At 62.3% G+C, this 23,225-nt stretch carries 20 protein-coding genes; 8 read left to right on the forward strand and 12 right to left on the reverse strand.

Features of this window, described 5'->3' with window-relative positions:
• Nucleotides 1-7 precede the first annotated feature (7 nt).
• The 3 genes from glgX to PYH37_RS27005 all read left to right on the forward strand — a co-directional run bounded on the left by glgX (nt 8) and on the right by PYH37_RS27005 (nt 3,593).
• Nucleotides 8-1,972 (forward strand): glycogen debranching protein GlgX, encoded by a 1,965-nt coding sequence (gene glgX, locus PYH37_RS26995; protein ID WP_280734533.1) that lies wholly within the window; start codon nt 8-10, stop codon nt 1,970-1,972.
• Nucleotides 1,973-2,050: 78 nt separating this feature from the next.
• Nucleotides 2,051-2,539: a MaoC family dehydratase gene (locus tag PYH37_RS27000; protein WP_280734535.1), complete on the forward strand. Its 489-nt coding sequence runs from the start codon at nt 2,051-2,053 to the stop codon at nt 2,537-2,539.
• The gene (locus tag PYH37_RS27005) at nt 2,532-3,593 is read left to right on the forward strand and encodes a DUF2332 domain-containing protein (RefSeq protein WP_280734537.1); all 1,062 of its coding nucleotides are present in this window, start codon (nt 2,532-2,534) and stop codon (nt 3,591-3,593) included. Before PYH37_RS27000 ends, PYH37_RS27005 begins: the two co-directional genes overlap by 8 nt.
• Nucleotides 3,594-3,603: 10 nt before the next feature.
• Here PYH37_RS27005 and PYH37_RS27010 read toward each other — a convergent pair whose 3' ends face one another.
• From PYH37_RS27010 to PYH37_RS27030, 5 genes are all read right to left on the reverse strand, one after another.
• A complete protein-coding gene (locus tag PYH37_RS27010) occupies nt 3,604-4,728 on the reverse strand; it encodes a zinc-dependent alcohol dehydrogenase family protein (RefSeq protein WP_280734538.1) in 1,125 nt (374 codons plus the stop codon).
• A 296-nt stretch (nt 4,729-5,024) separates the two neighbouring features.
• On the reverse strand, nt 5,025-5,579 hold the full coding sequence (locus PYH37_RS27015) for a sarcosine oxidase subunit gamma (protein WP_280734540.1): 555 nt from the start codon (nt 5,577-5,579) through the stop codon (nt 5,025-5,027).
• Nucleotides 5,572-8,565, reverse strand: coding sequence for a sarcosine oxidase subunit alpha (locus tag PYH37_RS27020; protein WP_280734541.1), 2,994 nt, complete (start codon nt 8,563-8,565; stop codon nt 5,572-5,574). The genes PYH37_RS27015 and PYH37_RS27020 overlap by 8 nt, the downstream gene beginning before the upstream one ends.
• Nucleotides 8,562-8,903, reverse strand: a complete 342-nt coding sequence (locus PYH37_RS27025; RefSeq protein WP_280734542.1) for a sarcosine oxidase subunit delta — start codon at nt 8,901-8,903, stop codon at nt 8,562-8,564. The genes PYH37_RS27020 and PYH37_RS27025 overlap by 4 nt, the downstream gene beginning before the upstream one ends.
• Before the next feature lie 69 nt (nt 8,904-8,972).
• Nucleotides 8,973-10,226, reverse strand: a complete 1,254-nt coding sequence (locus PYH37_RS27030) for a sarcosine oxidase subunit beta family protein (RefSeq protein ID WP_280734543.1) — start codon at nt 10,224-10,226, stop codon at nt 8,973-8,975.
• Between the two features lie 344 nt (nt 10,227-10,570).
• On the opposite strand from PYH37_RS27030, the gene rpsU reads away from it, so the two are divergent.
• The 4 genes from rpsU to PYH37_RS27050 all read left to right on the forward strand — a co-directional run bounded on the left by rpsU (nt 10,571) and on the right by PYH37_RS27050 (nt 14,049).
• Nucleotides 10,571-10,783, forward strand: coding sequence for a 30S ribosomal protein S21 (gene rpsU / locus PYH37_RS27035; RefSeq protein ID WP_012709405.1), 213 nt, complete (start codon nt 10,571-10,573; stop codon nt 10,781-10,783).
• A gap of 273 nt (nt 10,784-11,056) precedes the next feature.
• The gene (locus PYH37_RS27040) at nt 11,057-11,929 is read left to right on the forward strand and encodes a tetratricopeptide repeat protein (protein ID WP_280734544.1); all 873 of its coding nucleotides are present in this window, start codon (nt 11,057-11,059) and stop codon (nt 11,927-11,929) included.
• Between the two features lie 191 nt (nt 11,930-12,120).
• On the forward strand, nt 12,121-12,597 hold the full coding sequence (locus PYH37_RS27045) for a DUF992 domain-containing protein (RefSeq protein WP_280734545.1): 477 nt from the start codon (nt 12,121-12,123) through the stop codon (nt 12,595-12,597).
• Between the two features lie 234 nt (nt 12,598-12,831).
• On the forward strand, nt 12,832-14,049 hold the full coding sequence (locus PYH37_RS27050) for an adenylate/guanylate cyclase domain-containing protein (RefSeq protein ID WP_280734546.1): 1,218 nt from the start codon (nt 12,832-12,834) through the stop codon (nt 14,047-14,049).
• A gap of 21 nt (nt 14,050-14,070) precedes the next feature.
• Here PYH37_RS27050 and PYH37_RS27055 read toward each other — a convergent pair whose 3' ends face one another.
• From PYH37_RS27055 to PYH37_RS27080, 6 genes are all read right to left on the reverse strand, one after another.
• Complete coding sequence (locus PYH37_RS27055) at nt 14,071-15,471, reverse strand: NAD(P)(+) transhydrogenase (Re/Si-specific) subunit beta (RefSeq protein ID WP_280734548.1); 1,401 nt, start codon at nt 15,469-15,471, stop codon at nt 14,071-14,073.
• Nucleotides 15,472-15,480: 9 nt separating this feature from the next.
• On the reverse strand, nt 15,481-15,891 hold the full coding sequence (locus tag PYH37_RS27060) for an NAD(P) transhydrogenase subunit alpha part 2 (RefSeq protein WP_012709410.1): 411 nt from the start codon (nt 15,889-15,891) through the stop codon (nt 15,481-15,483).
• A complete protein-coding gene (locus PYH37_RS27065) occupies nt 15,891-17,039 on the reverse strand; it encodes a Re/Si-specific NAD(P)(+) transhydrogenase subunit alpha (RefSeq protein ID WP_280734550.1) in 1,149 nt (382 codons plus the stop codon). Before PYH37_RS27065 ends, PYH37_RS27060 begins: the two co-directional genes overlap by 1 nt.
• Nucleotides 17,040-17,272: 233 nt before the next feature.
• Complete coding sequence (locus PYH37_RS27070; RefSeq protein WP_280734551.1) at nt 17,273-17,497, reverse strand: aa3-type cytochrome c oxidase subunit IV; 225 nt, start codon at nt 17,495-17,497, stop codon at nt 17,273-17,275.
• A gap of 274 nt (nt 17,498-17,771) precedes the next feature.
• Nucleotides 17,772-18,545: an N-acyl amino acid synthase FeeM domain-containing protein gene (locus PYH37_RS27075; RefSeq protein WP_280735977.1), complete on the reverse strand. Its 774-nt coding sequence runs from the start codon at nt 18,543-18,545 to the stop codon at nt 17,772-17,774.
• A 218-nt stretch (nt 18,546-18,763) separates the two neighbouring features.
• Complete coding sequence (locus tag PYH37_RS27080) at nt 18,764-21,073, reverse strand: putative bifunctional diguanylate cyclase/phosphodiesterase (RefSeq protein ID WP_280734552.1); 2,310 nt, start codon at nt 21,071-21,073, stop codon at nt 18,764-18,766.
• Between the two features lie 430 nt (nt 21,074-21,503).
• Here PYH37_RS27080 and PYH37_RS27085 point away from each other — a divergent pair, with 430 nt between their 5' ends.
• Nucleotides 21,504-22,280, forward strand: coding sequence for a gamma-glutamyl-gamma-aminobutyrate hydrolase family protein (locus tag PYH37_RS27085; protein WP_280734553.1), 777 nt, complete (start codon nt 21,504-21,506; stop codon nt 22,278-22,280).
• Here the strand turns inward: PYH37_RS27085 and PYH37_RS27090 are convergent.
• A complete protein-coding gene (locus tag PYH37_RS27090) occupies nt 22,258-23,223 on the reverse strand; it encodes a 2-hydroxyacid dehydrogenase (RefSeq protein WP_280734554.1) in 966 nt (321 codons plus the stop codon). The genes PYH37_RS27085 and PYH37_RS27090 overlap by 23 nt on opposite strands.
• Nucleotides 23,224-23,225 lie beyond the last annotated feature (2 nt).

The following is a 23,225-nucleotide window of genomic DNA, read 5'->3' on the forward strand; positions in this document are numbered from 1 at the left end:
CGCCTTCATGTCGACGACCGGAATTCCACGCCTCGGCGTGACACGTGCGTCCGACGGAACGCGCTTTGCCGTCTATTCCCATAATGCCGCCGGGATCGACCTCTGCCTTTTCGACAAGAGCGGCAAAAAGGAACTGCGCCGCCTGCCGCTCATGCGTGACGGCGACGTCCACAGCCTTACCCTTGCCGATGCGCCGGCCGGCACCCGCTATGGCTTTAGAGCCGACGGCATCTACTCGCCCGAGCATGGGCTGTGGTTCGATCCGGCAAAACTTCTGGTCGACCCTTACGCGATCGAACTCGATCGCCCGTTTCGCCACGATCCCCGGCTGACGCTTTTCGGTGAGGAAACAGCCGACCTGGTGCCGAAAGCAATCGTGACGGACGCAAAAACGGTAAAGCCGAAGCCACCATTGTTTCAGCCGGGCGGCCTCATCTACGAGGTGGCCGTCAAGCCGTTCACGATTCTTCATCCGGACATTCCGGCAAAGAAGCGCGGCACGGTGGCTGCGCTGGCGGAGCCGGTGGTCATCGACCATCTGAGGCGCCTCGGCGTCTCCGCGATCGAGCTTATGCCGATCGTCGCCTGGATCGACGAGCGGCATCTGCCGCCGCTCGGACTCCACAACGGCTGGGGCTACAACCCGATCGCGCCCATGGCGCTGGACCCGCGTCTGGTGCCCGGCGGCGTCAAGGAATTGGGCAAGACCGTCGAGGCCCTGCATAAGGCAGGTATCGGTGTCATCCTTGACCTCGTATTCAACCATTCCGGCGAGAGCGACCGTTTCGGCACCACGCTCTCCATGCGCGGTCTCGACAATCTCACCTACTACCGTCATGCGAACGACCGGCCCGGCGAGCTCATCAATGATACCGGCTGCGGCAACACGATCGCCTGCGACCATCCGGTGGTGCGCGCGCTGATCCTCGACAGCCTGCGCCATTTCGTGCTCGCTGCCGGTGTCGACGGCTTCCGCTTCGATCTCGCATCGATCCTCGGCCGCGACATGAGCGGATTTCACCGTGATGCCGCCCTCTTCACGGCCATTGCCGCCGATTCCGTGCTCCGCGACCGCATCCTCATTGCCGAACCGTGGGATACCGGACCCGGCGGCTACCAGCTCGGCAATTTTCCAGAGCCGTTCCTCGAATGGAACGACCGCGCGCGCGACGACATCCGTCGCTATTGGCGCGGCGACCGGCACATGGTCGGCGCACTTGCGACCGCGCTCGCCGGCTCCTCCGATACCTTCTCTCGCTGGGGTGAGACGAAAACCCGCAGCGTCAACTTCATCGCCGCCCATGACGGCTTCACGCTGGTTGATCTCGTTTCCTATGCCCGCAAGCACAATGAGGCGAATGGCGAAAGCAATCGCGACGGACACGACGAGAACTATTCGTGGAACAACGGCGCGGAAGGCGCGATTGCTGATCCGGAGATCGTTGCGGGGAGACAGGCCGACGCCATGGCGCTCCTCGGTACGCTCTTCGCCTCACGCGGCACGATCATGTTGACAGCCGGCGATGAAGGCGGGCGCAGCCAAGGCGGCAACAACAACGCCTATGCGCAGGACAATGAGGTGACCTGGCTTGATTGGACGAAACTCGACCGCAAGCTGGTTGACCACACGGTCGCCCTCTCCGCAATGCGCCGGCGTTTCGACGGCTTCGCCTGGACAGATTTCCTCACGGGCGCGGGCGATGTCGCGTGGCTGCGCTTCGACGGCAAGCCGATGACAGTCGAGGACTGGGAACACCCGGCGACCGACAACCTCGTCATGGTGCTTGCGACTGAAGACCGGAAACAGCAAAGGGCAACACGGCTCGCGGTCGTCATCAATCGCGGTCATGCGCCGCATCCTGTGCAGCTTCCGGCAAGCCTTGATGGCGAGTGGCGCGACGCCCTTGTCGAAACGCCGCCGCCCGCCTTGGTCGCCGCCCGCTCGGTCACTTTTTTCGTCGAGGTTTTCTGAGTTTTTACCACTACTTGCTAGGTCTCCCCAGACCGGCCTATAGATCGATTGGGAGGCCCTTGTTTCAGGACATTTCATATGACGCAGGACATTTCACTTTCTGACATCAAGGCACTGATCGGAAAGGAGCTCGGCGTCTCCGACTGGATCACGGTGACACAGAAGACCATCGACCGCTTCGCCGAAGCGACGGGAGATTTCCAGTTCATCCACACCGACCCGGCACGCGCAGCAGCGGAAACGCCTTTCGGCGGCACGATCGCCCACGGCTTCCTGTCGCTCTCGCTGCTTTCGGCGATGAACTACAACTGCCTGCCGAAAATCCGCGAGCAGACGATGGGCATCAATTATGGTTTCGAGAAGGTGCGTTTCGTGGCGCCGGTGAAGAGCGGCGCCAGGGTACGCGGCCGCTTCGCCATGGCCGACGCCCGCTTTCGCGGCGCCGGCATGTTGATGATCACCTATGACGTGACGGTGGAGATCGAGGGCGAGAGAAAGCCCGCCCTTACCGCGACATGGCAGACGATCATCCAGTTCGACCCGAAGGATCGCCCGGCGAATGCCTGAGGAGCGGCGGGCCGAAACCATTCGCAGCGCGTTTCGCGACCAGGCGAAATCCTGCGAAGGGCTGGGCTCGCCGTTCACGGGCCGGCTGTGCCGCTTGGCGGCGGAACGACTGAACCGGGAGAGCGCTGTCGGTCGGCATATCCTCGACTGGCCGAGCGATCCGTCTTCGACGGGCGATGCGTTGCCCTTGCGTCTGTTCGGGACCCTGCATGCCCTCGTTCTGCTGCATCGCGACGAACTCCTGGAAGCGTGCTATCCGCCGAACCAAGCAGACGACGAAACGTTGTGGGCCGCCTGCCGGAGCGCCTTCCTGAAACATGCAGATTTCATTCTCGATCGTCTCCGCTCGGCACCGCAGACGAATGAGGTCCGCCGCTCCGGAGTTCTGCTTCCAGGTTTCCTGACGGTAGCGGATCATTTCGGGAAACCGCTGATTCTCTCCGAAATTGGCGCCAGCGCCGGTTTGAATTTGCATTGGGACCGCTACCGGTATGAGCTTTCGGGTGGCCGGTGGGGCAACAGCGGTTCAGCGATTGTCATCGCACCGCAATGGTCCGGAAGCGCACCGCCCCTTGGTCCTGTCAAGATCATCGAGCGCGCCGGCTGCGACCTCAATCCGCTGGACCCCGCGAGCGAGGAGGATCGGCTGCGGCTTCTCTCCTACATCTGGGCCGACCAGCAGGACAGGCTTGAGCGCACAAGAAAGGCGCTGGAGACCGCAGCCAGTCATCGAAGCCTGGTTGAGTGCGCCGACGCAATCGACTGGCTGAGGGAGCGTCTTGCACACGTCCATGCCGGCGCAGTCCACGTGATCTATCACTCGGTGGTCTTGCAATATCTGCCGAAGTCCGCGCGGGAAAAAGGCGAGGCCCTGATCGCCGCCGCCGGAGCGGCCGCGACGGGAGAAGCGCCGCTCGCTTGGCTGCAGATGGAGGCCGATGGCTCCGCTCCTGGGGCGGCGCTGTGGCTTCAGGTTTGGCCAGCCGGCGAAAGGCAGATGGTCGGTCGTGCCGACTTCCACGGCCGATGGGTGGAGTGGAAGGGCTGGTCCTGAAGGTTGGACCTCAAAACATGATGACGTGGCGAATGACGCGTCCCTGGTCGAGAAGATCGAACGCCTCGTTGATCTCCTCCAGCGGCCCCGTGCTCGACAGCAGCCGATCGACCGGCAATCGGCCGCGCTGATAAAGGGCGATGAACCGAGGGATATCGCGGCTCGGCACGCAGCTTCCCATATAGCTGCCCCGAAGCGTGCGCTCTTCGGCGACGAGGCTGACCGCAGGAATCGAGATCTGGCTTGCGGGATGGGCGAGACCGGCTGATGCCGTCAGTCCGCCGCGCCGTGTTATCCTGTAGGCAAGGTCAAGGGCTTTGACGGAGCCCGCCGCCTCGACCGCATGGTCGACGCCGCCACGCGTCGCCTCCCGGATCTTCTCGGCCGCGTCGGGATCTCCTGCTCGAAACGCCTCGGTCGCGCCGAGCAACAGGGCGAGCTTGAGCTTGTCTTCCGAAAGATCGACGGCGATGATGCGCTCGGCGCCAGCGGCGATCGCTCCGAGAATCGCGGCAAGGCCTACGCCGCCGAGACCGACGACCGCAACGGACTGGCCGGGGCGCACCTGGCAGGTATTGACGACAGCGCCGACGCCGGTCAGCACCGCGCAGCCGAAGAGCGCAGCCTCGACCATCGGCAGATCCGCTTCGATTTTCACGGCCGAGTGGCGCGAAACAACGGCGTAATCGGCAAAGCCCGAAACGCCGAGGTGATGGTTCACCTGAACTTCCTCGCACCGCAGTCGGCGCTCACCCGAAAGCAGCGTGCCCCTGCCATTCGCCTCCGCACCAGGAATGCAAAGCGCCGGCCTGCCCTCGGCGCACGGCAGGCAGTGGCCGCAGCTCGGCATAAAGCTCATCACCACGCGGTCGCCGGGTGCGACATCGCGGACGCCGCTCCCGACCGCCTCGACGGTTCCGGCGGCCTCGTGGCCGAGCACCATCGGCACCGGCCGCGGCCGATCGCCGTTGATGACGGAAAGATCCGAATGACAGAGACCGGCGGCGCCGATCTTCACGAGCAGCTCGTCCGGCCCAGGTGGATCGAGTTCGACGGCCTCGATCGAAAGCGGTCTTGTATGCGCATAGGGTCTTTCGACCGGTGATTTTCTGAGCACTGCCGCCCGTGTCTTCACGCCGTCTCCTCCGCTTTTAAATTTGAGCCAAGCAGAAATTTATAAACGTGATTGAGTACCAGAAGTCGAGACGCGAAAGCCGGACGGTCGCCCGCTTACCCAGCTCTCCCGCCCGCGGGGCGAGAGGGGGTGAGGCAAAGCGTCGCCGCATGTCCTTCTCCCCGGCTGCAGGAAGAAGATGGCGGCAGCCGGAAGAGGGGCCCACACGCGGCACGAACGCTGCGAACAAAGCCCGCCGGACAAAGGAAAAGCGGCGGATCGCTCCGCCGCTTGTAGCCTCTTAAATAAAGCTCACTTCAGTGCCCCGCGTCCTCGGCTCCCTCCGACAGCAGGCCGAAGACATAGGGTGAAAACGACCGCCAGCATTCGACGCGGAAAGTGTCTTCCGCGGTTCGGAAGAGAACGATTTCGACCTTGCCGAAGATCGTCCGAGAGCAGGCGCCGACCGGGAAGATGCCGAGCGACAGATCCTGCGGGCAACCGCTGTTGATCGCCACTTCCGCACCCGGTCCATTGACGATCACCGCCGTGTTGCGGTGCGAAATATCGACCGCCGAGTGCAGCACGCCAGTCGACGCGGCGGCCGCCATCAGGTCGGCGCCGTCTTCGTCGATCACCAGCCACTCGTCCGGCCCGAGCCAGAGCGCGTGGCGCTTGCCGGTGGAGGCCGAGGTCTTCGGTCGCGTCGGGAGCGTCACGCCGATCGCGGCGGAAACCGGCGAAACCGCGTCCGGCGCGGCGCGCAGTGATATACGCGAGGCGGGGCCGGCGGGCGTCAGGATCGCCGCGGGCGAGCCGCCGCGGAGGCCGGCAAGCGGAGCATTGAGGGTTGCAGTTGCCTGGTCAGCCATGGAGGCGACCTCCTTCCTTGTCAAAGAACACCATGTCGCTCACCTCGACGGCGATCGTCCGGTCGGCCATCGGAACGTAGAGCGTCTGGCCGAGGCGTGCCTTGCCGCCGGCAACAACCGCCAGCGCGATCGAACGGCCGCAGTTTTCCGACCAGTAGGACGACGTGACATGGCCGAGCATGGTCATCGGCTTCGGTTCGTTCGGATCCGCGACGATCTGCGCGCCTTCTTCCAGCACGATTTTCGGGTCCTTGGTGAGGAGACCGACGAGCTGCTTGCGGCCGTCCCTGACCAGATCGGGGCGCTTCAGCCCGCGAATGCCGACGAAGTCCCGCTTTTTCTTCGAAACCGCCCAGGAGAGCCCGGCATCGTCCGGCGTCACTGTGCCGTCCGTGTCCTGCCCGACGATGATGTAGCCCTTTTCGGCGCGCAGCACGTGCATCGTCTCGGTACCATAGGCGCAGGCACCCATCGGTTCCGCCCGCGCCCAGATCGCTTCCCAGACCGCCTGGCCGTAATCCGCCGGTACGTTGACTTCGAAGCCCAGCTCGCCGGTGAACGACATGCGGAAAAGCCGTGTCGGCACGCCGCAGATCCGCCCTTCGGTGACGCTCATATGCGGGAAGGCTTCGTTGGAGAGATCGATGCCCTCAACGAGCGGCGCGATGATCTCGCGCGCTTTCGGCCCTTGCACGGCGATGACGGCCCATTGCTCGGTCGTCGAGGTGAGCCACACCTTGAGATGCGGGAACTCCGTCTGAAGATAATCTTCCATATGGTGCATGACGCGCGGCGCACCGCCCGTCGTCGTCGTCACATGGAAGCGGTCCTCGGCAAGCCGACCGACGACACCGTCGTCATAGACGAAGCCGTCATCGCGCAGCATGATGCCGTAGCGGCAGCGGCCGGGTTTCAGATTGTCCCAGGCATTCGTATACATGAGGTTGAGGAACTCGGCCGCATCCGGGCCCACCACCTCGATCTTGCCGAGCGTCGACGCGTCGAACACACCGGCCACGTCGCGCACGGTCTTGCACTCACGGGACACCGCCTCATGCATTGTCTCGCCCGCCTTCGGATAGAACCAGGCGCGCTTCCAATTGCCGACATCCTCGAATTCGGCGCCATGCGCCTCCTCCCAGGCATGCATCGGTGTCTTGCGGGCCGGGTCGAAGAGCCCGCCCCGCGAGTGGTTGACGATCGCTCCGAAGGTCACCGGCGTATAAGGCTGCCGGAAAGTGGTCAAACCGACCTGCGGTATCTCCTTGCCGAGCGCTTCTGCCGCGATGGCAAGGCCGTGCATGTTGGAGAGCTTGCCCTGGTCGGAAGCCATGCCGTTGGTGGTGAAGCGCTTGATATGCTCGATCGAGTGCATGCCCTCGCGCACGGCGAGGCGGATGTCCTTGGCGCAGACATCGTGCTGGAAGTCGATGAAGGCCTTGACTGTCTTGTCCGGACCGGCACCTTCCGCGGCCCCGTTCATGCCGCCCGTCCATTCAAAGGCGTTCTCGCCTGTGAGGGTGACCTGCGCGCCGCCATCCGCGCCCGCGGCTCGGGCCGTCAGTTCGCCTGCAGCGAGCGCCTCGTCGATGGTGGCCTGGAGGTCGTCGGTGCCGTTGCAGGCTCCGATCGACAGGCAATCCTGCAGATAGATGCCGGGCAGGAAGCGTTCGGTTGCCGCATCGAACTTCACCTTGCCACGCGATTGCGAGAAAAGGTGCACCGAAGGGGTCCAGCCGGCGGAGACCAGCAGCGCATCGACGGCGAACTTCCGTGCGGCGCCGCCGCCGTTGCGGGCGATGCTGATCGAGGAAATTCGCAGCTTGCCGGTGGTGTTGACGACCGAATGGCCGGTCAGCACCTCGATGCCCAGGCTCCGCGCTTCGGCAAGCACCGCTTCGCCCGGCTTCTCGCGGCAATCGACGATCACCGGCACGGCAATGCCGGCCTTCTTCAGATCGAAAGCCGCCTCGTAGGCGGAATCATGCGCGGTATAGACGCCGACTTTGCGGCCGACGGCGACGCCGAAATGGTTGAGATAGGTGCGGCCGGCCGACGCCAGCATGATGCCGGGGCGGTCGTTATTGGCGAAGACCATATGCCGCTCGATCGCGCCATTGGCGAGGATCACCTTCTTCGCGCGCACTTGCCAGAGCCGTTCGCGCGGCAGCGCCTTGTCGGGCGACGCGACATGGTCCGTCACTCGCTCCACCAGGCCGACGAAATTGTGGTTGTAATAGCCGAAAGCCGTGGTGCGGCTCAGCACCGTGACATTGTCCATGCCCGCGAGGGCCTTGCCGGTCGCCTGCGCCCAATCATAGCCCGGCTTGCCGTCGACAAGGGTGCCGCTGTCATAATGGAGGGCACCGCCGACCTCTGGCTGCTCGTCGCACAGGATGACCTTGGCGCCGGCATGAGCCGCTGCAAGCGCCGCCGAAAGACCGGCGACGCCGGCACCGACGACCAGTACGTCGCAATGGACATAGCGGCTCGCATAATGGTCCGGGTCGGCCTCCGTCGGCGCAACGCCGAGGCCGGCTGCGCGACGGATGAAGGGCTCATAAATCTTGTGCCATGCTGCCTTCGGCCACATGAAGGTCTTGTAGTAGAAACCCGCAGCAAAGAACGGCGAGAGCAGATCGTTGAAGCCGCCGACATCGAAGGCGAGCGATGGCCAACGGTTCTGCGACGAGACCTTCATCCCGTCGAAAACCTCCTGCACCGTGGCGCGCACGTTCGGCTGCCGGCGCGCCGCATCGCGCGAAACGTCGAGCAGCGCATTCGGCTCCTCGGCGCCGGCGGAGAGAATGCCCCGCGGACGGTGATATTTGAATGAACGCCCGACGAGATGGATGTCGTTGGCGATGAGCGCCGAGGCAACAGTATCGCCCTCGAGCGCCGTCAGCGTCCGTCCGTCGAACGTGAAACGGGCGGTGCGCGCGGGCGTCAGGCGCCCCGCACCTGCAATGCGATTGGCGCCGCTCATTCCGCCACTCCTTCCAAGGCCTCGTAGGTTTCGACCGTCTCACTCGTCTTAGGAGCGGCGCCGATCTCGGGCTTGGGTTCACCTGCCTTGTAGGTCACATGGAACCGGTCGCTGACCGTATCACGGGCTGCGTTGAAGAAACGGCCGCAGCCGTGGATGTGCCGCCATCTTTCGTAGATCAGACCTTTCGGGTTCTGGCGGATGAAGAAATATTCCTCGAATTCCTCGTCGGTGATCTCGGCAATGTTGGTCGGCCGGGCGATGTGGGCGTCTCCGGCATTGCGGAATTCGAGCTCGGAGCGCTCTTCCTCGCAATAGGGGCAATAAATCAGAAGCATCTGGAATTTCCTCGCGTTAGAGCGCCGCGCATTCCGTGGAACGTGCAAAGGTCGCTCTATCCTTTCATTCTAGTGCGCAACGGCGGCAGCGGCCGCCTCGTCAATGAGTCGCCCGGTGCGGAAGCGCTCGAGCGTAAGCCCTGCGGCGAGCCGGTGCGGTTCGCCGCGTGCGATGAGATGGGCGAAGAGATTGGCCGAGCCCGGCGTCGCCTTGAAACCGCCCGTACCCCAGCCGGCATTGAGATAGAGGCCCGGCACCGGCGTCACGCCCTGGATCGGCGACCGGTCCTGCGTCACGTCGACGATCCCGCCCCACTGCCGCATCATCTTCACGCGCCGGAACATCGGGAAGAGTTCGCAGATCGCATCCAGCGTATGGCTGATGATCTGCAGGCCGCCGGTCTGCGAATAGGAGTTGTACTGGTCGGTGCCGGCGCCGATGACGAATTCGCCCTTGTCGGACTGCGAAATATAGGCGTGCACCGAGTTCGACATCACCACGCAGGGGAAGATCGGCTTCAGCGGCTCGGAAACGAGCGCCTGCAGCGGCTGGCTCTGCAGCGGCACGCGCACCTCGGCCATCTGCATCAGCACCGATGTGTGGCCGGCAGCGGAAATGCCGATCTTTCTCGCGCCGATGAAGCCGCGATTGGTATCGACGCCGGTGACGCGGCCGGTTCCGTCGCGACGGATGCCGGTGACCTCGCAGTTCTGGATGATGTGAACGCCACGGTCAGAGGCCGCCCGCGCATAGCCCCAGGCGACCGCGTCGTGGCGCGCCGTACCACCGCGCCGCTGAAGCGCTGCGCCATTGATCGCATAACGGGCGGTCTTCGAAATATCGAGTGGCGGGCAATAGGCCTTGGCCTGTTCCGGGGTCAGCCACTCATTGTCGATGCCGTAGAGCCGGTTGGCGTTGATGTGCCGCTTGAAAGACTGCTGGTCGTGGATGTTGTGCGACAGCATCATCACGCCACGCGGGGAATACATCACGTTGTAGTTCAGGTCCTGCGACAGGTTTTCCCAGAGCTTCAGCGAATGCTCATAGATGTCCATGCTCTCTTCATAGAGATAATTGGAGCGGATGATCGTCGTGTTGCGGCCAGTGTTTCCGCCGCCGATCCAACCCTTTTCGAGCACGGCGACATTGGTGATGCCATGCTCCCTGGCAAGATAATAGGCAGCGCCCAGGCCGTGCCCGCCGCCGCCGATGATGATCACATCATACTCCTTGCGCGGCTCGGGCGAGGCCCAATGCGGCCCCCATCCCTTGTGGCCGCGCAGCGCCTCGCGCGCCACGGCAAAAACAGAATATTTGCGCATCCGCCTGCTACTCCATGAACCCCGATAAAACGTCCTGTTGGCGTTAGAAATCGCAAATCCGAAGGCGACGCAACGTTTCTTTTGCGACGCGATCCGGCGGACTTGGGCGGACTTGCGACATCAAGCGCCCCTCCCCTCGAAAACCGCCTTGAAGCGCACACCTGCCAGTCCAGGCGCCTCCCCTCGGCATTTTTCCGCAGGGCCGCGATCTCGCCGCTGGACTTTCCCGGAGCGATCTGGTATCCGCTCCTTAATCGTAAAGCTTTCGGCTCAGCGAACGTCGAACTTTTGCCTCCCGGACCTGACGGTGAGGCTGACAACTCGAACAAAGGAACGGGATTCACGTGCAGGTACTTGTCCGCGATAACAATGTCGATCAGGCGCTCCGCGCTCTCAAGAAGAAGATGCAGCGCGAAGGCATTTTCCGCGAAATGAAGATGCGTGACTTCTACGAAAAGCCGTCGCAGAAGCGTGCGCGCGAAAAGGCTGAAGCCGTTCGCCGCGTTCGTAAGCTGGCGCGCAAGCGCGCCCAGCGTGAAGGCCTTCTGGCCCGCTGATTTGTCGTTTTTTCGACGCTTTCTAATGTAAGTCGTGGCGGGGGCGAGATATCGCCGCCGCCTTTTTGATATGGACATCATGTCCGTCGGCAGTCTAGCGTGACCGTATCGGCTAGCGACGGTCAGCCGCCGGACGAGATATGCCGGTCGGATCGCCGGAGGCGCTGATGAACCCCGGCTGGAGCGCCGCGCCTGTGCCGGTCTCCGTAAACGGAAAGCCGACGGCTTTCGGGACCTTGTCTCATTGAGGGATCGACTTTGACACTTGCTGCCATGACTGCGGACGTCTCCGGTTTCACCATCCACGAGGCGCACCGCCGCCACCAGCGCAAGCCGAAGCTTGCCGCCATGCTTATCCTCGGCTCGGCGCTGCTGCTTGCAGGCTGCCAGACCGACACTTCCGAATCGATGATCCGTGTCGAGCGCGCACAGGGCTCGGAAGAAAACATCGCTTCGCTCTCCAGCGTCATCGCCGCCAATCCGAGCGATCCGGAAGGCTATAACGTGCGCGGCTCGGCTTACGGCCGTGCCGGTGAATTCCGCCGTGCACTCGCCGATTTCGACAAGGCCATCGAGCTCAATCCGCGTTTCTATCAGGCCTATGCCAACCGGGCGCTCGTTCAGCGCAACATGGGCAACCAGCAGGCCGCAATCGCCGACTACAATGCGGCACTGCAGATCAATACAAGCTACGACGTCGCCTATATCGGCCGCGGCAATCTCTATCGGCAGGCAGGTCAGCTCGACGCCGCCTTCAACGATTTCAACAAGGCGATCGAGCTCGACACGACCGATCCCCGCGCCTATCACAATCGCGGTCTGATCTATCAGGCGCGCAATCAGCACGTGCAGGCGATCGAAGACTTCTCGACGGCGATCTCGCTGTCACCGAGCTCTCCGGAGCCTTATAACGGCCGCGGAATTTCCTATGTCGCCCAAGGGGATGACGACAACGCCTTTTCCGATTTCAATACCGCCATCAATCTCAACGGCAAGGTGGCCGAGTCCTGGGCAAACCAGGCGCTGATCTATGAGCGCCGCGGCGAGAAGGCCAAGGCATCGAAATCCTATTCACACGCGCTTTCGCTCGATACCAAGTACGAGCCGGCCCGCGCCGGCCTCGCCCGCGTCAAAGCGACGTCCTGACACCCCACATCTTTCCGCCGACCCGCGCCCGCGACAGACTCGCGGGCGCTTTTTTTGTGCCGGTCGTAATATCGCGCCGGCGCGAACGCAAGTACGCACAGCCGAAGAGGGTGCCGGCACGAAGTCCCGCTGACGGAACCATCGCTGCCTCGATCCGTTTGACCAATGGCTTCAACAACGGAGACTGAGCCATGATCAAGCAAACCTTCATTGCAGCGGCCGCCCTTGCCGCCCTCTCCGGCGCTGCGCCGGCGGCTGAAAGCTATGTCACGCTCGGCCGCCTCACCTGCGGCTCGGAAGGTGGACCCGGGCTCATCATCACGTCGACCAAGAACCTCATGTGTACCTTTAGACCAGCCGATGGTTCGCCGGCCGCCGTCTACGCGGGCACGATCAGGAAATTCGGCCTCGATGTCGGGGCGACCGGCAAGAGCGTGATGATCTGGGACGTACTGGCAAGGACCGGCACTCCGATAGCTGAATACGCGCTTGCCGGCGAGTATTACGGCGTCGGCGCGGATGCGAGCTTCGCGGTTGGCGGCGGCGCCAAGGTGATCGCCGGCGGCACAAACAAGGCGTTCATGCTGCAACCGGTGAATGTTCAGGTCCAGGAAGGGCTGAACATCGCCATCGGTGTCGAACAGTTGGTCCTGGCACCCGCCGGTTGATGTGCCACATGTACCCGAAGACAATCGTACCCTGGATCATCGATCCGAGGCCCCGGACCGGGGCCTCTTTTGTTTCCGCCCTATGCTGCCACAGAGATTCGAGCCCAAATCGTCCCGGACGAATTGATGCGGCATTGAATGTGCACGGCGACTCTTGCGCGTCTGCAAAAGGCGCGGCACTGTGACTGTCGATTGATCGCTGCAGCTATCGCTGGCGCGGCGACAGGAAAAACGATGAACGACGAGCAAATTCGCGACATAATTCTTTGGACATCCGAGCAGGGAATTCAGGGGCTCGAGGAGCCCGACCTTCTGGCTGGATTCTGCGAACGATGTCACGGCGCCGGGCTTCAGATCGATCATGCCTTGGGGCTGATCGACACGCTTCACCCCGAATTCGAAGGGCGCGCTTTCCAGTGGAAGAGCGACAGCGACAAAATACCGGAGGTCGTGCAATACGGTTCAACCGCCGGCGGCGAGGCACAGACGAGTTGGCAGCGCTCCGTATTCTATCACATGCTGGCGGAGCACGAGGCCGAGCGCCGCACCAGGCTTGGCGTGGAATCATGCATTCCCTTCACCATGCTCGACAATCTGAAAGCCGAAGGTCACACCGATTGCCTGAGCATGATCCATCATTTCACGGACAACGGCCGTATCGGCGAAATGGATTGCTTCTATTCCTATTGGACGACGAAGAAGAAAGGCGGTTTCAGCGACGATGATCTCGACGCGCTGCGGGTGCTGCTGCCGACGCTTGCGCTCGCCGTCAAGGCCGCTTCCTGTGTCCGCATCATCGGTACCCTCGCCGACGTCTATCTCGGTCAGGACGCGGGCCGGCGCGTCGTCAAGGGCAGCATCGTGCGCGGCTCGGCCGAACGCATCGAAACGGTGATGTGGTTTTCCGATCTGCGCAACTATACGCGGATTTCCGACACCGCAGCGCCCGAGGAGATCATACCGCTCCTCAACGACTATGCCGGCACGGTGATCACCGCCATCGAGGACCACGGCGGCAGCGTCCTGAAACTAATCGGCGACGGTGTCCTTGCCATCTTCAATGTAGACGACCGCGCGGCCGCTTGTGCATCGGCGATCGCGGCAGAGCGGCAATTGCGGGTGATGCTGAACGAAGTCAACGTCCGACGGCTGGACGAGGGCAAGCCGACCACAGACGTCTATCTCGGCCTGCATATCGGCGAAGTCTTCTACGGCAATATCGGCAGCCAGAACCGGCTCGACTTCACTGTCGTCGGGCCGGCGGTCAACGAGGTGAGCCGTATCGCTTCCATGTGCCGCTCGGTCGAGCGGCATGTGATCATGTCCTCCGAATTCGCCCAAGCCTGCCCGCCCGCCCATCGCGCCGACATGGTGTCGCTAGGTCGCTTCGCGCTTCGCGGCATCGCGAAGGCGAAGGAGCTTTTCACTTGGGATCCGGAAGTTACGGTCTGACCGTCAATCGTTCCCAACCCGTCAGTGGTTGATCGCCTTGACGATCTCCTCGGTGACCTTCTTGGCATCGCCGAGCAGCATCATCGTGCCGTCCTTGTAGAACAGCGTGTTGTCGATGCCGGCATAGCCGGAGCCGAGCGAGCGCTTGACGAACAGGCAGGTCTTGGCCTTGTCGACATCGAGGATCGGCATGCCGTAGATCGGCGAGGTCTTGTCGTCGCGCGCCGCCGGATTGGTAACGTCGTTGGCGCCGATGACATAGGCGACGTCCGCCTGGGCGAATTCGGAGTTGATGTCCTCGAGCTCGAAGACCTCGTCATAGGGGACGTTCGCTTCGGCGAGCAGCACGTTCATATGGCCAGGCATGCGGCCGGCGACCGGATGGATCGCGTATTTGACCTCGACGCCGTTTTCCTTGAGCTTGTCACCGAGTTCCCGCAGAGAATGCTGCGCCTGGGCGACCGCCATGCCGTAGCCAGGCACGATGATCACCTTGGAAGCGTTCTGCATCAGGAAGGCGGCATCGTCGGCAGAGCCCTGTTTGACCGTCCTCTGCACACCATCATCGCCGCCCGCAGTCGCGGTCTCGCCGCCGAAGCCGCCGAGGATCACCGAGATGAACGAGCGATTCATGCCCTTGCACATGATGTAAGAGAGGATCGCACCCGACGAGCCGACGAGCGCACCGGTGATGATGAGCGCCAGGTTGCCGAGGGTGAAGCCGATGCCGGCGGCCGCCCAGCCGGAATAGGAATTGAGCATCGATACGACCACCGGCATGTCGGCGCCGCCGATCGGGATGATGATCAGTACTCCGAACACCAGCGACAGCGCGACGATCGCCCAGAAGTCGAAATGGCTCTCGGTCAGCGCAAGCCCGATGATGAAGAAGACGACCAGCGCCACCAGCGCCATGTTGATGGCGTGACGGTAGGGCAAGAGGATCGGCTTGCCGGACATGCGGCCGTCGAGCTTCAGAAAGGCGATGACCGACCCGGTGAAGGTGACCGCGCCGATGGCGACGCCGAGAGCCATCTCGACCAGCGCCTGCGCGTGGATCGAGCCCAACTCGCCGATGCCAAAGGAGGACGGCGCATAAAGCGCGCCGGCGGCGACCAGCACCGCGGCAAGACCGACGAGCGAGTGAAAGCCGGCGACGAGCTGCGGCATCGCCGTCATCGGGATGCGTTTGGCTATATAGGCGCCGGCACCGCCGCCAACGGCAAGTCCGAGCACGATCAGGAGGAACCCGCCGATCGACGGTTGCGCCAGAAAGAGCGTCGTGACGATGGCGATGCCCATGCCGATCATGCCGTAGGTATTGCCCCTGCGGCTGGTGGTCGGATGCGACAGGCCCCTGAGCGCCGTGATGAAGAGGACGCCGGAGACGAGATAGAGGAAGGCTGCGAAGTTAGCGTTCATCGGCCGGCCTCACTTGTCTTTTTTCTTGTACATGGCGAGCATGCGCTGGGTGACCAGGAAGCCGCCGAAGATGTTGACCGAGGCGAGCACCAGCGCCACGAAGCCGAAGCCTGTGGCAAGCCCGGACGCGGAAATCCCGACGGCCAGCAGCGCGCCGACGACGATCACCGACGAGATCGCGTTGGTGACCGCCATCAGCGGCGTGTGCAGCGCCGGCGTCACCGACCAGACGACGTAGTAGCCGACGAAGATCGCCAGTACGAAAATCGCCAACCGGAAAACGAAGGGGTCTATCGCGCCGCCGGTCGCCCCGTGCGCGACCGCGCCGGCCGCATCCGGAACGTATTCCGCCGCGGTTCTCACTGCTTCGACAGCTCGTTCGAGGTCCGTCAACGCCTTGTCCAAAAGTTCGTTCGCCATCACTTGTCCCCCTCACTCGCGCCGCCGAAGGCCGGATGCACGACAGCCCCGCCGTGGGTCAGCGCCGTCGCCTTGACGAGTTCGTCTTCCATGTTCAGCGCCAGCGCCTTTTCCTCCTTCGAGACCATGGTCTCGAGAAAGGTGACGAGGTTCTTGGCGTAGAGCAGCGAGGCGGAAGCGGCGATCCGACCCGGCACATTCAGATGGCCGATGACCTTGACACCATCGACCTCGACGACCTGGCCGGCCTCCGCACCTTCGACATTGCCGCCACGCTCGACGGCGAGGTCGACGGCAATCGATCCCGGTTTCATGGCTTTCAGCATCTCGCGCGTCACCAGGCGCGGCGCTGGCCGGCCGGGGATCAGCGCCGTGGTGATGACGATGTCCTGCTTGGCGATGTGCTCGGCGACGAGCGCCGCCTGCTTGGCCTGGTAGTCCTTCGACATTTCCTTGGCATAGCCGCCGGCGGTCTCGGCCGCCCTGAACTCCTCATCCTCGACGGCGATGAACTTGGCCCCGAGCGAGGCGACCTGTTCCTTGGCGGCGGGGCGCACGTCGGTCGCCGACACCATGGCGCCGAGGCGGCGTGCCGTGGCGATCGCCTGCAGGCCGGCAACCCCGGCGCCCATGACGAAGATTTTCGCGGCCGGCACCGTCCCGGCCGCAGTCATCATCATCGGCAGTGCCCGGTCGTATTCGTAGGCCGCATCGATCACCGCTTGGTAGCCGGCGAGGTTCGCCTGACTGGAAAGCACATCCATCGACTGAGCCCGGGTGATGCGCGGCATCAGCTCCATAGCGAAGGCGGTCAGGCCCGCCCCCGCCATCGCGGCGATCGCGTCCTCATTGCCGTAAGGATCCATGATGGCGATGACGATCGCGCCGGGCTTGTAGCCGGCAATCTCTTGCCTCGTCGGACGACGAACCTTGAGGATCACGGCGGCGTCCCTAGCGTCGTCGGCCGCGCCGATTCGGGCGCCAACTTTCTGGTATTCCGCGTCGAGCACGCGCGAACGCAACCCAGCGCCGGTTTCGACGATGACGTCGAAACCCAACGACTTCAGTTTCTTGACGCTTTCGACGGAGCCGGCAACGCGCCCTTCGTTCGGATCCGTTTCCTTCGCGATAAAGACGATCTCGCTCACAAGTCCCCCTCCCGACCCGCATCAGCCAAGGCTGGCTGGAGCGCGGGCACCTTGTCCGATTGCCCGAAGCGGCCGTTCGAAAATCCGGCCCCTCGATGTGGCAGGTACTCTTCAAGGGCGAACGTTCTCCGCCATCGAAACTCCTCACTCGGTGAGGTGAAGCCGGATCGCCCGGCTGCCAAAGACGAGGGGCCTCCTCTCCCGCCTTCAGCAAGCAATGTCAGAGAGACCGGTCAGCGAAGAAGAAAGAAACCGCCAACGTTGATGAGGATGAGAAGCACGAGCGAGCTGAAGAAGCCCATGGTCGTGAAGAACGCCGCGGCCATGGCGATCAGCAGCGATACGCAAAACAGCGTTCCGTATTTCGTGGCGTTCAGGAAGAGGTTGTAGGTCTTCTCATGCTCGGAATAGTCCATCGGCGCGCCCGTTTCGACCGGTCCCGAATGATGCTCTGCCATCGTCCAATTCTCCCAGAATGCTGCGGCACCGCTGACGAGCGGCTCCACCTTCAAGCTTGTTCACAGACGGACCCGCCTGCCAGACATGCGAGCAGGCGGTCCTTTAGCTCCCGCATACACAATGCGCAGCCCATTCGCAACGAAAACCCGCCCGCGGGAACTGCGGCATAATCGATGGTGCCGGATCGATGCCGCCGAGACTACCGGCTCTCGAATCCTGCGGGCGACGACCGTGGTTTGGGAATGATTTGCATGCGAGCGCGACGGCAGTTGATCAGCTCGCAGATAAACGGAGGGCGCTGCGGCCATAGCCGCCCTGCGCGATTCGCGCGGTCGGTAGGATCGTCAGGGGCGCGAACGGCAATTCGTCACGGCTCGCAAACATCATCCGCCGTTCGAAGGGTTCCGAATCGAAAACCGGATACCGATCGAGAATGGAAGGTCGCTGTCCGCGGACCTGCGCCGCCAGAAGCGCCCCGTCGGCATTGTAGACGCCGAGGTTCTCCCGCCGTGCGACGATCGTCTCGGACGCGAAGATCCGCTTGTAGAAGGCCGTGTGGCGCGGACGGCATGCCGTCAGGCAGCGGTCGGCGGTGAAATACTCGCAGGCCATCGCAACCGGCCGCAGCGTCAGATACGGCAGAGCCCGCATGTCGTCGCCGAGCACCTCCGGGTCGACAGCGAGCCGGCCCGGGTCGATCAGCACCATGCCGGCGTCCAGGAAGACATCGATTTCCGGACCGAAGATCATCCCGGACGTGCTCGCGCGATGATCCGGCGTGACGTGGTGCACGCGCACGGTGCTGACCAGTTGTTCATCGAGATAGATGCCGAAGACATAGGCATGGCTGTCGAAGTCGAGTTCGTCTATCAGCGTCGATCCCGTCAGTTCCATCAGGTTCACGGCCTTGTAGGCCTTGTACCGAAGCCGCGCGATGTCCTCCATGTCCTCTCCGGTCTCGACGCGCCTGTATTCGACCCGATCGAGAAGAAGCATCAGCTTTTCAGAAAAAATTCCAGGCTCCGCCCGGTGCCCGTTTTCACCCATCATCTTGCCCCCGATAGTTAACGAAGGGTTAAACTATTGACGGATGAGCGGGCGGCAACCGCAAAATGGCACAGACCGCATTTAACCTTTTATTAACCTTAACAAAGAGTTAAGTTTTAGGGTAAACGCGGGCCGCGAACATCGTACTTGGTAACGCAGATGGTTGGAGGTGTAGGTTCCGAGGCGAATCGGCGCGAAGCAGCAGAGACAGGCGGTTGTCAGGCGATCCGCTGGCCCGACGATTTGTTGGATCGTTTCCGCGCACCTTGCTTGCACAAAGCTTCGATCGCGGAAGCCGGCATGGGTGCCGAAAAGACAAAGCCCTGTATCAGATCAGCGCAGCCGAACTTGTTGATGAGCTGCAGCTGGTCGGCCGTCTCCACTCCTTCGATGACCGTCTTCAGTCCAAGAGCGCGCGCGAGGTTGACAGTGCCCCGCAACAGTTTGAAGCGTCGAGCGTCTTCGCGGATGTTGCGCACGAACGACCGATCGATCTTGATGATGCTGGCCGGCAATGCGTCGAGATAGCTGAGGCTCGAATAACCGGTCCCGAAATCGTCTATGGCGATGGTGATGCCACGCTCGCGCAGGTCGTGAAGAATGGCTTGCACCTTGACCGGCTCATCCATCAGACAGCTTTCCGTTACCTCAAGGTGCAGTCGCGCCGGGTCCAATCCAGTTTCCTTGAGCGCCTCCGCGACGATCGCAACGATTTCGTTGCCGCGAAGGTCGAGGACGGAAAGGTTGACCGAGACGGAGATATCCGCCGGCCAATTCATGCAGTCGCGGCACGCCTGGCGCAGAACATAACGGGTGATGTCGGTGACGACGCCGATCTCCTCGGCAAGCTGGATGAACACGTTTGGCGGCACGGGCCCGCGTTCGGGATGCGTCCAGCGTGCCAACGCCTCGCAGCACTCGATGCGCGATCCGTCCGGCTTGAACATTGGCTGGTAAGATAGGCTGAGACCGCCGGAGCTGACCGCGTCGCGCAGATCGCTCTTGAGCTTCTGGCGATCGAGATAGCGCGCGTCCATCTCGGCTTCGAAGGCTGTGCATCCGCCCTTGTTCCTGGCTTTGGTTTCGGACAGTGCCAGATCGGCCTTGATCTGCAACTCCTCAAGCCGAAAATCGCGATCCTGCGTAATGACGAAACCGGCGCTCATCGTCATATTGAATGTAAAGCCGCCCGCCATGTAAACGCCGCGCAGGCCGGCGTGCAGGCTTCGTATCCGCTCTTCGAGGCCTTTCGCTCCGGTCTTGTTCGGAAAAAGAACCACGAACTCGTCGCCCATCAGCCGGGCGGCGATGGCATCGCGTCCCGCAAGGCTCTTGAGACGTTCGGCGATCGCCTGAAGCAATTTGTCGCCGACGACATGGCCTCTCGTGTCGTTGACGTGCTTGAACTCCGCCACATCGAGAACAAGGAATCCAATGTCGCGGTGGAGCCCATCGTCGGCAATCATGGCATTTTGAGCGAGTTCTGCAAAATAGTCACGGCTCGGCAGCCCGGTCAGCGTGTCGAAGCGCACCATCTGCAAAATCTGCTTTTCTGCCTGAACGCGTGCCGTCACATCTTCGAAGATCAGCACGATTTCGCCGTTCTCACGCCGGTTCGCGGAAAATTCGAGAAAGAGATCGTCCGAAATGGAGATCAGCGCGCGCGAACGCTTTCCCTTGATCAGCAGATCGAGTTGGCGAGCGAGGTTCTGGCTTTTGTCCCTCTGAAGCGACATGCGACCGGCACCGTGCTCGAGCACTTCCCCGAGGAGGCGATCCTTCAGATCCGCCTTGTCGCCAAGATCAAGAAGTTCGCAGGCACGCTCATTGGCGACCACGACGCGGTTGTGCCCGTCCAGCATGAACAGCCCATGCGTCATATTGTTGAGGGCCGCGTCGAACTGCCCGGCAATGGTTCTGATTTCCCGCGCGGCGAGCACGTTCTCATAGAGGAAGGCCCGCACATTGTTTGCCATCATCCAGGTCGACAGGATGAACGGCAGTATCAGCACTGCCAGAACGAGCATGAACGGGTCGCGCATCGTTATGAGGCCGATGACGATGGGCAAGCAGGCGGAAGAGGATAGCAGCAGCACCGCTCGTTCGGAGCCGTAATTTCGGCCCACCAGCGAAATCATCGACGCAAGCGTCACCGAAATGCATGCCAGTTCGGAGAAAGAGTCCTGGCTGACGGCAATGGCATATCCGCAGGCGATACCGCAGGTTATCGTCACGCTGATGCCGCCGATGATATATCGGTTTTCCCATTTTCTTACGGCTGCGTGGTCGGCGCCGGAAAAATCCTGCTGATCAAAGCGGTTCATGTCGAGGTTGCGCAACACCCAGACGATAACGATGGTCGCCGCGCAGGCCAGGTAGAGGGGATCCGAGGTCTTCAGAAAGACGAGTAGAAAGGTCACGACATGCGACAGCATGCCGATTACCAATGTCCGGCGATGTTCGTAGAGCGAGCTTACAGACGACAGATAGACATCTGTCGGAAGAGCGCCCCGTTCATTGCGCATCATGAACCCAAAGCTCCGGTTTGCCGGATTGTTAGGGTCGAGGGCTTAACGAAAGATTTCGTCTAACGACCCGAAATAACATGCGTATTTGCAGAATAGTCACGAAACGGCGTCGGATATACGCACCAATTCAACCCAGTATTGCAGCGCAAACTAAATAATATCGGTTTTCTGCAACCAAACATAGGTATTTTTGCAGCGGAACGCTGCGATTGCAACTTGCATAGCTCTGCAATCAGCGATACCGCGACAGCATTTCCCGATAAAATGGTTACCCGATCTTAAAGAAATGCTCGTGATTTCCTGCCCCGTCGAAGTCAAAACCGTTCCAGCAGCCGGTCGACCATGCCTGATTGCAGCCATGATTCTGCGCAGTTGACATTGACGAGCATCTGGCGGCAAGGCTTTTCGAACGATAATCCGGAGTCTGATAATGTCGAAACCTGTCGTTGCCATCCCCTGCGATTTTCGCGAATTCGACGGCAATGTCTGGCATGTTGCCGCCCATCAATACGTACGCGCAGCCGTCGAGGGAGCCGGCGTCATGCCGTTCCTGATTCCCGCGCTGGAAACCGGCAATGACGTCGACGAGATTCTCGATCGCGTCGATGGCGTCCTTGCAAGCGGCGCACGCTCCAATGTTCATCCTTCTCTCTATGGCAGACAGGCGACCGATGCGGATGGCCCGTTCGATCCGGGCCGCGACGCGACAAGTTTGCCGCTGATCCGCCGCGCACTCGAGCGCGGCATCCCGCTTTTTGCCATCTGCCGCGGCATTCAGGAGCTGAATGTCGCCCTTGGCGGCACGCTTGCAACCGAAATTCATGAGCAGCCGGGCATTTTGGATCATCGCAAGCCGGATGTGCCCGAGCTCGATATCGCTTACGGCATTCGCCAGGATGTGATCGTCAAGGAGGGAAGCTGCCTGGCACCTGTTCTCGGCGCCGGTCGGATAAGGGTCAACTCGCTGCACCGGCAGGCGATCTCGGCCACTGCTCCGCGTCTCGCAATCGAAGCCGTTGCCGACGACGGCACGATCGAAGCCGTATCGGTCGTCGGCGCCAAGGCTTTTGCCGTTGGCGTCCAGTGGCATCCCGAATATTGGGTGAGGACCGATGCGCCCTCGTTGGCACTCTTCAAGGCCTTCGGCGACGCGGTGCGCGGCTATCGCGAGAGCAAGGCTAAGTCTAGTCTCGAGCGTCGCGCCTGAACGGTGTCTCGACGACAGGCGTCAGGGCCTCCCCGCTCGAAAACCAGGCCTTGAGATTGTCAACGACGAGGTCGGACATGGCGTTGCGGGTGACGACTGAAGCGGAGGCCACATGCGGCAGCAGCGAGACATTCGGCAGTGCCAGTAGGGCCTCCGGCACCTCAGGCTCGTTTTCGAAAACGTCGAGGCCGGCGCCGGCGATGGTATCGTTCTGAAGCGCTGCAATGAGTGCCGCTTCGTCCACCGTCGAGCCGCGGCCGACATTGATCAGCACGCCCTGGGGTCCGAGAGCGGCGAGAATATCCGCGTTGACGGCCTTCAGCGTGCTTTGCGTTCCCGGCACGATCACGATCATGGTATCGACCGCCTCTGCCAAGCTCCGCAGGCTCGGATGATAGGCGAAGGCCAGCCCCTCCCGTGGGGTGCGCGTATGATAAGCAATCGACACGCCGAAAGCCTCCAGCCTCCTGGCGATCGCGAGGCCGATCCTTCCGAGCCCGAACAGTCCGACCTTGCGCCCCCGCAGAGAAAGGGGCGAGAGCGGAAAGGCGCCGTCGCGCGCCCAGCGCCCCTGCCGCAGCCATTGCTCGGCCTGGGGCAAAAGGCGTAGCGTATTGATGAGCAGTCCGATCGCCGTGTCGGCGACTTCTTCTGTCAGGACATCCGGCGTGTTGGTGACGACGATACCGCGCGCGGCGGCGCGGGCAACATCGACGCCATCGTAGCCGACACCGAAATTGGCGATGATTTCCAGGTCGGGGAACGCATCCATCAGCTCCGTGGGCAAGCGGCCGGAGACCGCAATACCGGCGACGCCGGCCATATCGGGCGTCACCAGCGCCGCATCGGCACGTTCGAGCCGCACCGTCTCGAACATTTCCGGCAGGCGCTCGAGGATACGCTCATTGATCTTGCCGGGCACAAGAATTCTGGGACGGTTCATCG

The organism is Sinorhizobium numidicum, from assembly GCF_029892045.1.
GTDB lineage: Bacteria > Pseudomonadota > Alphaproteobacteria > Rhizobiales > Rhizobiaceae > Sinorhizobium > Sinorhizobium numidicum.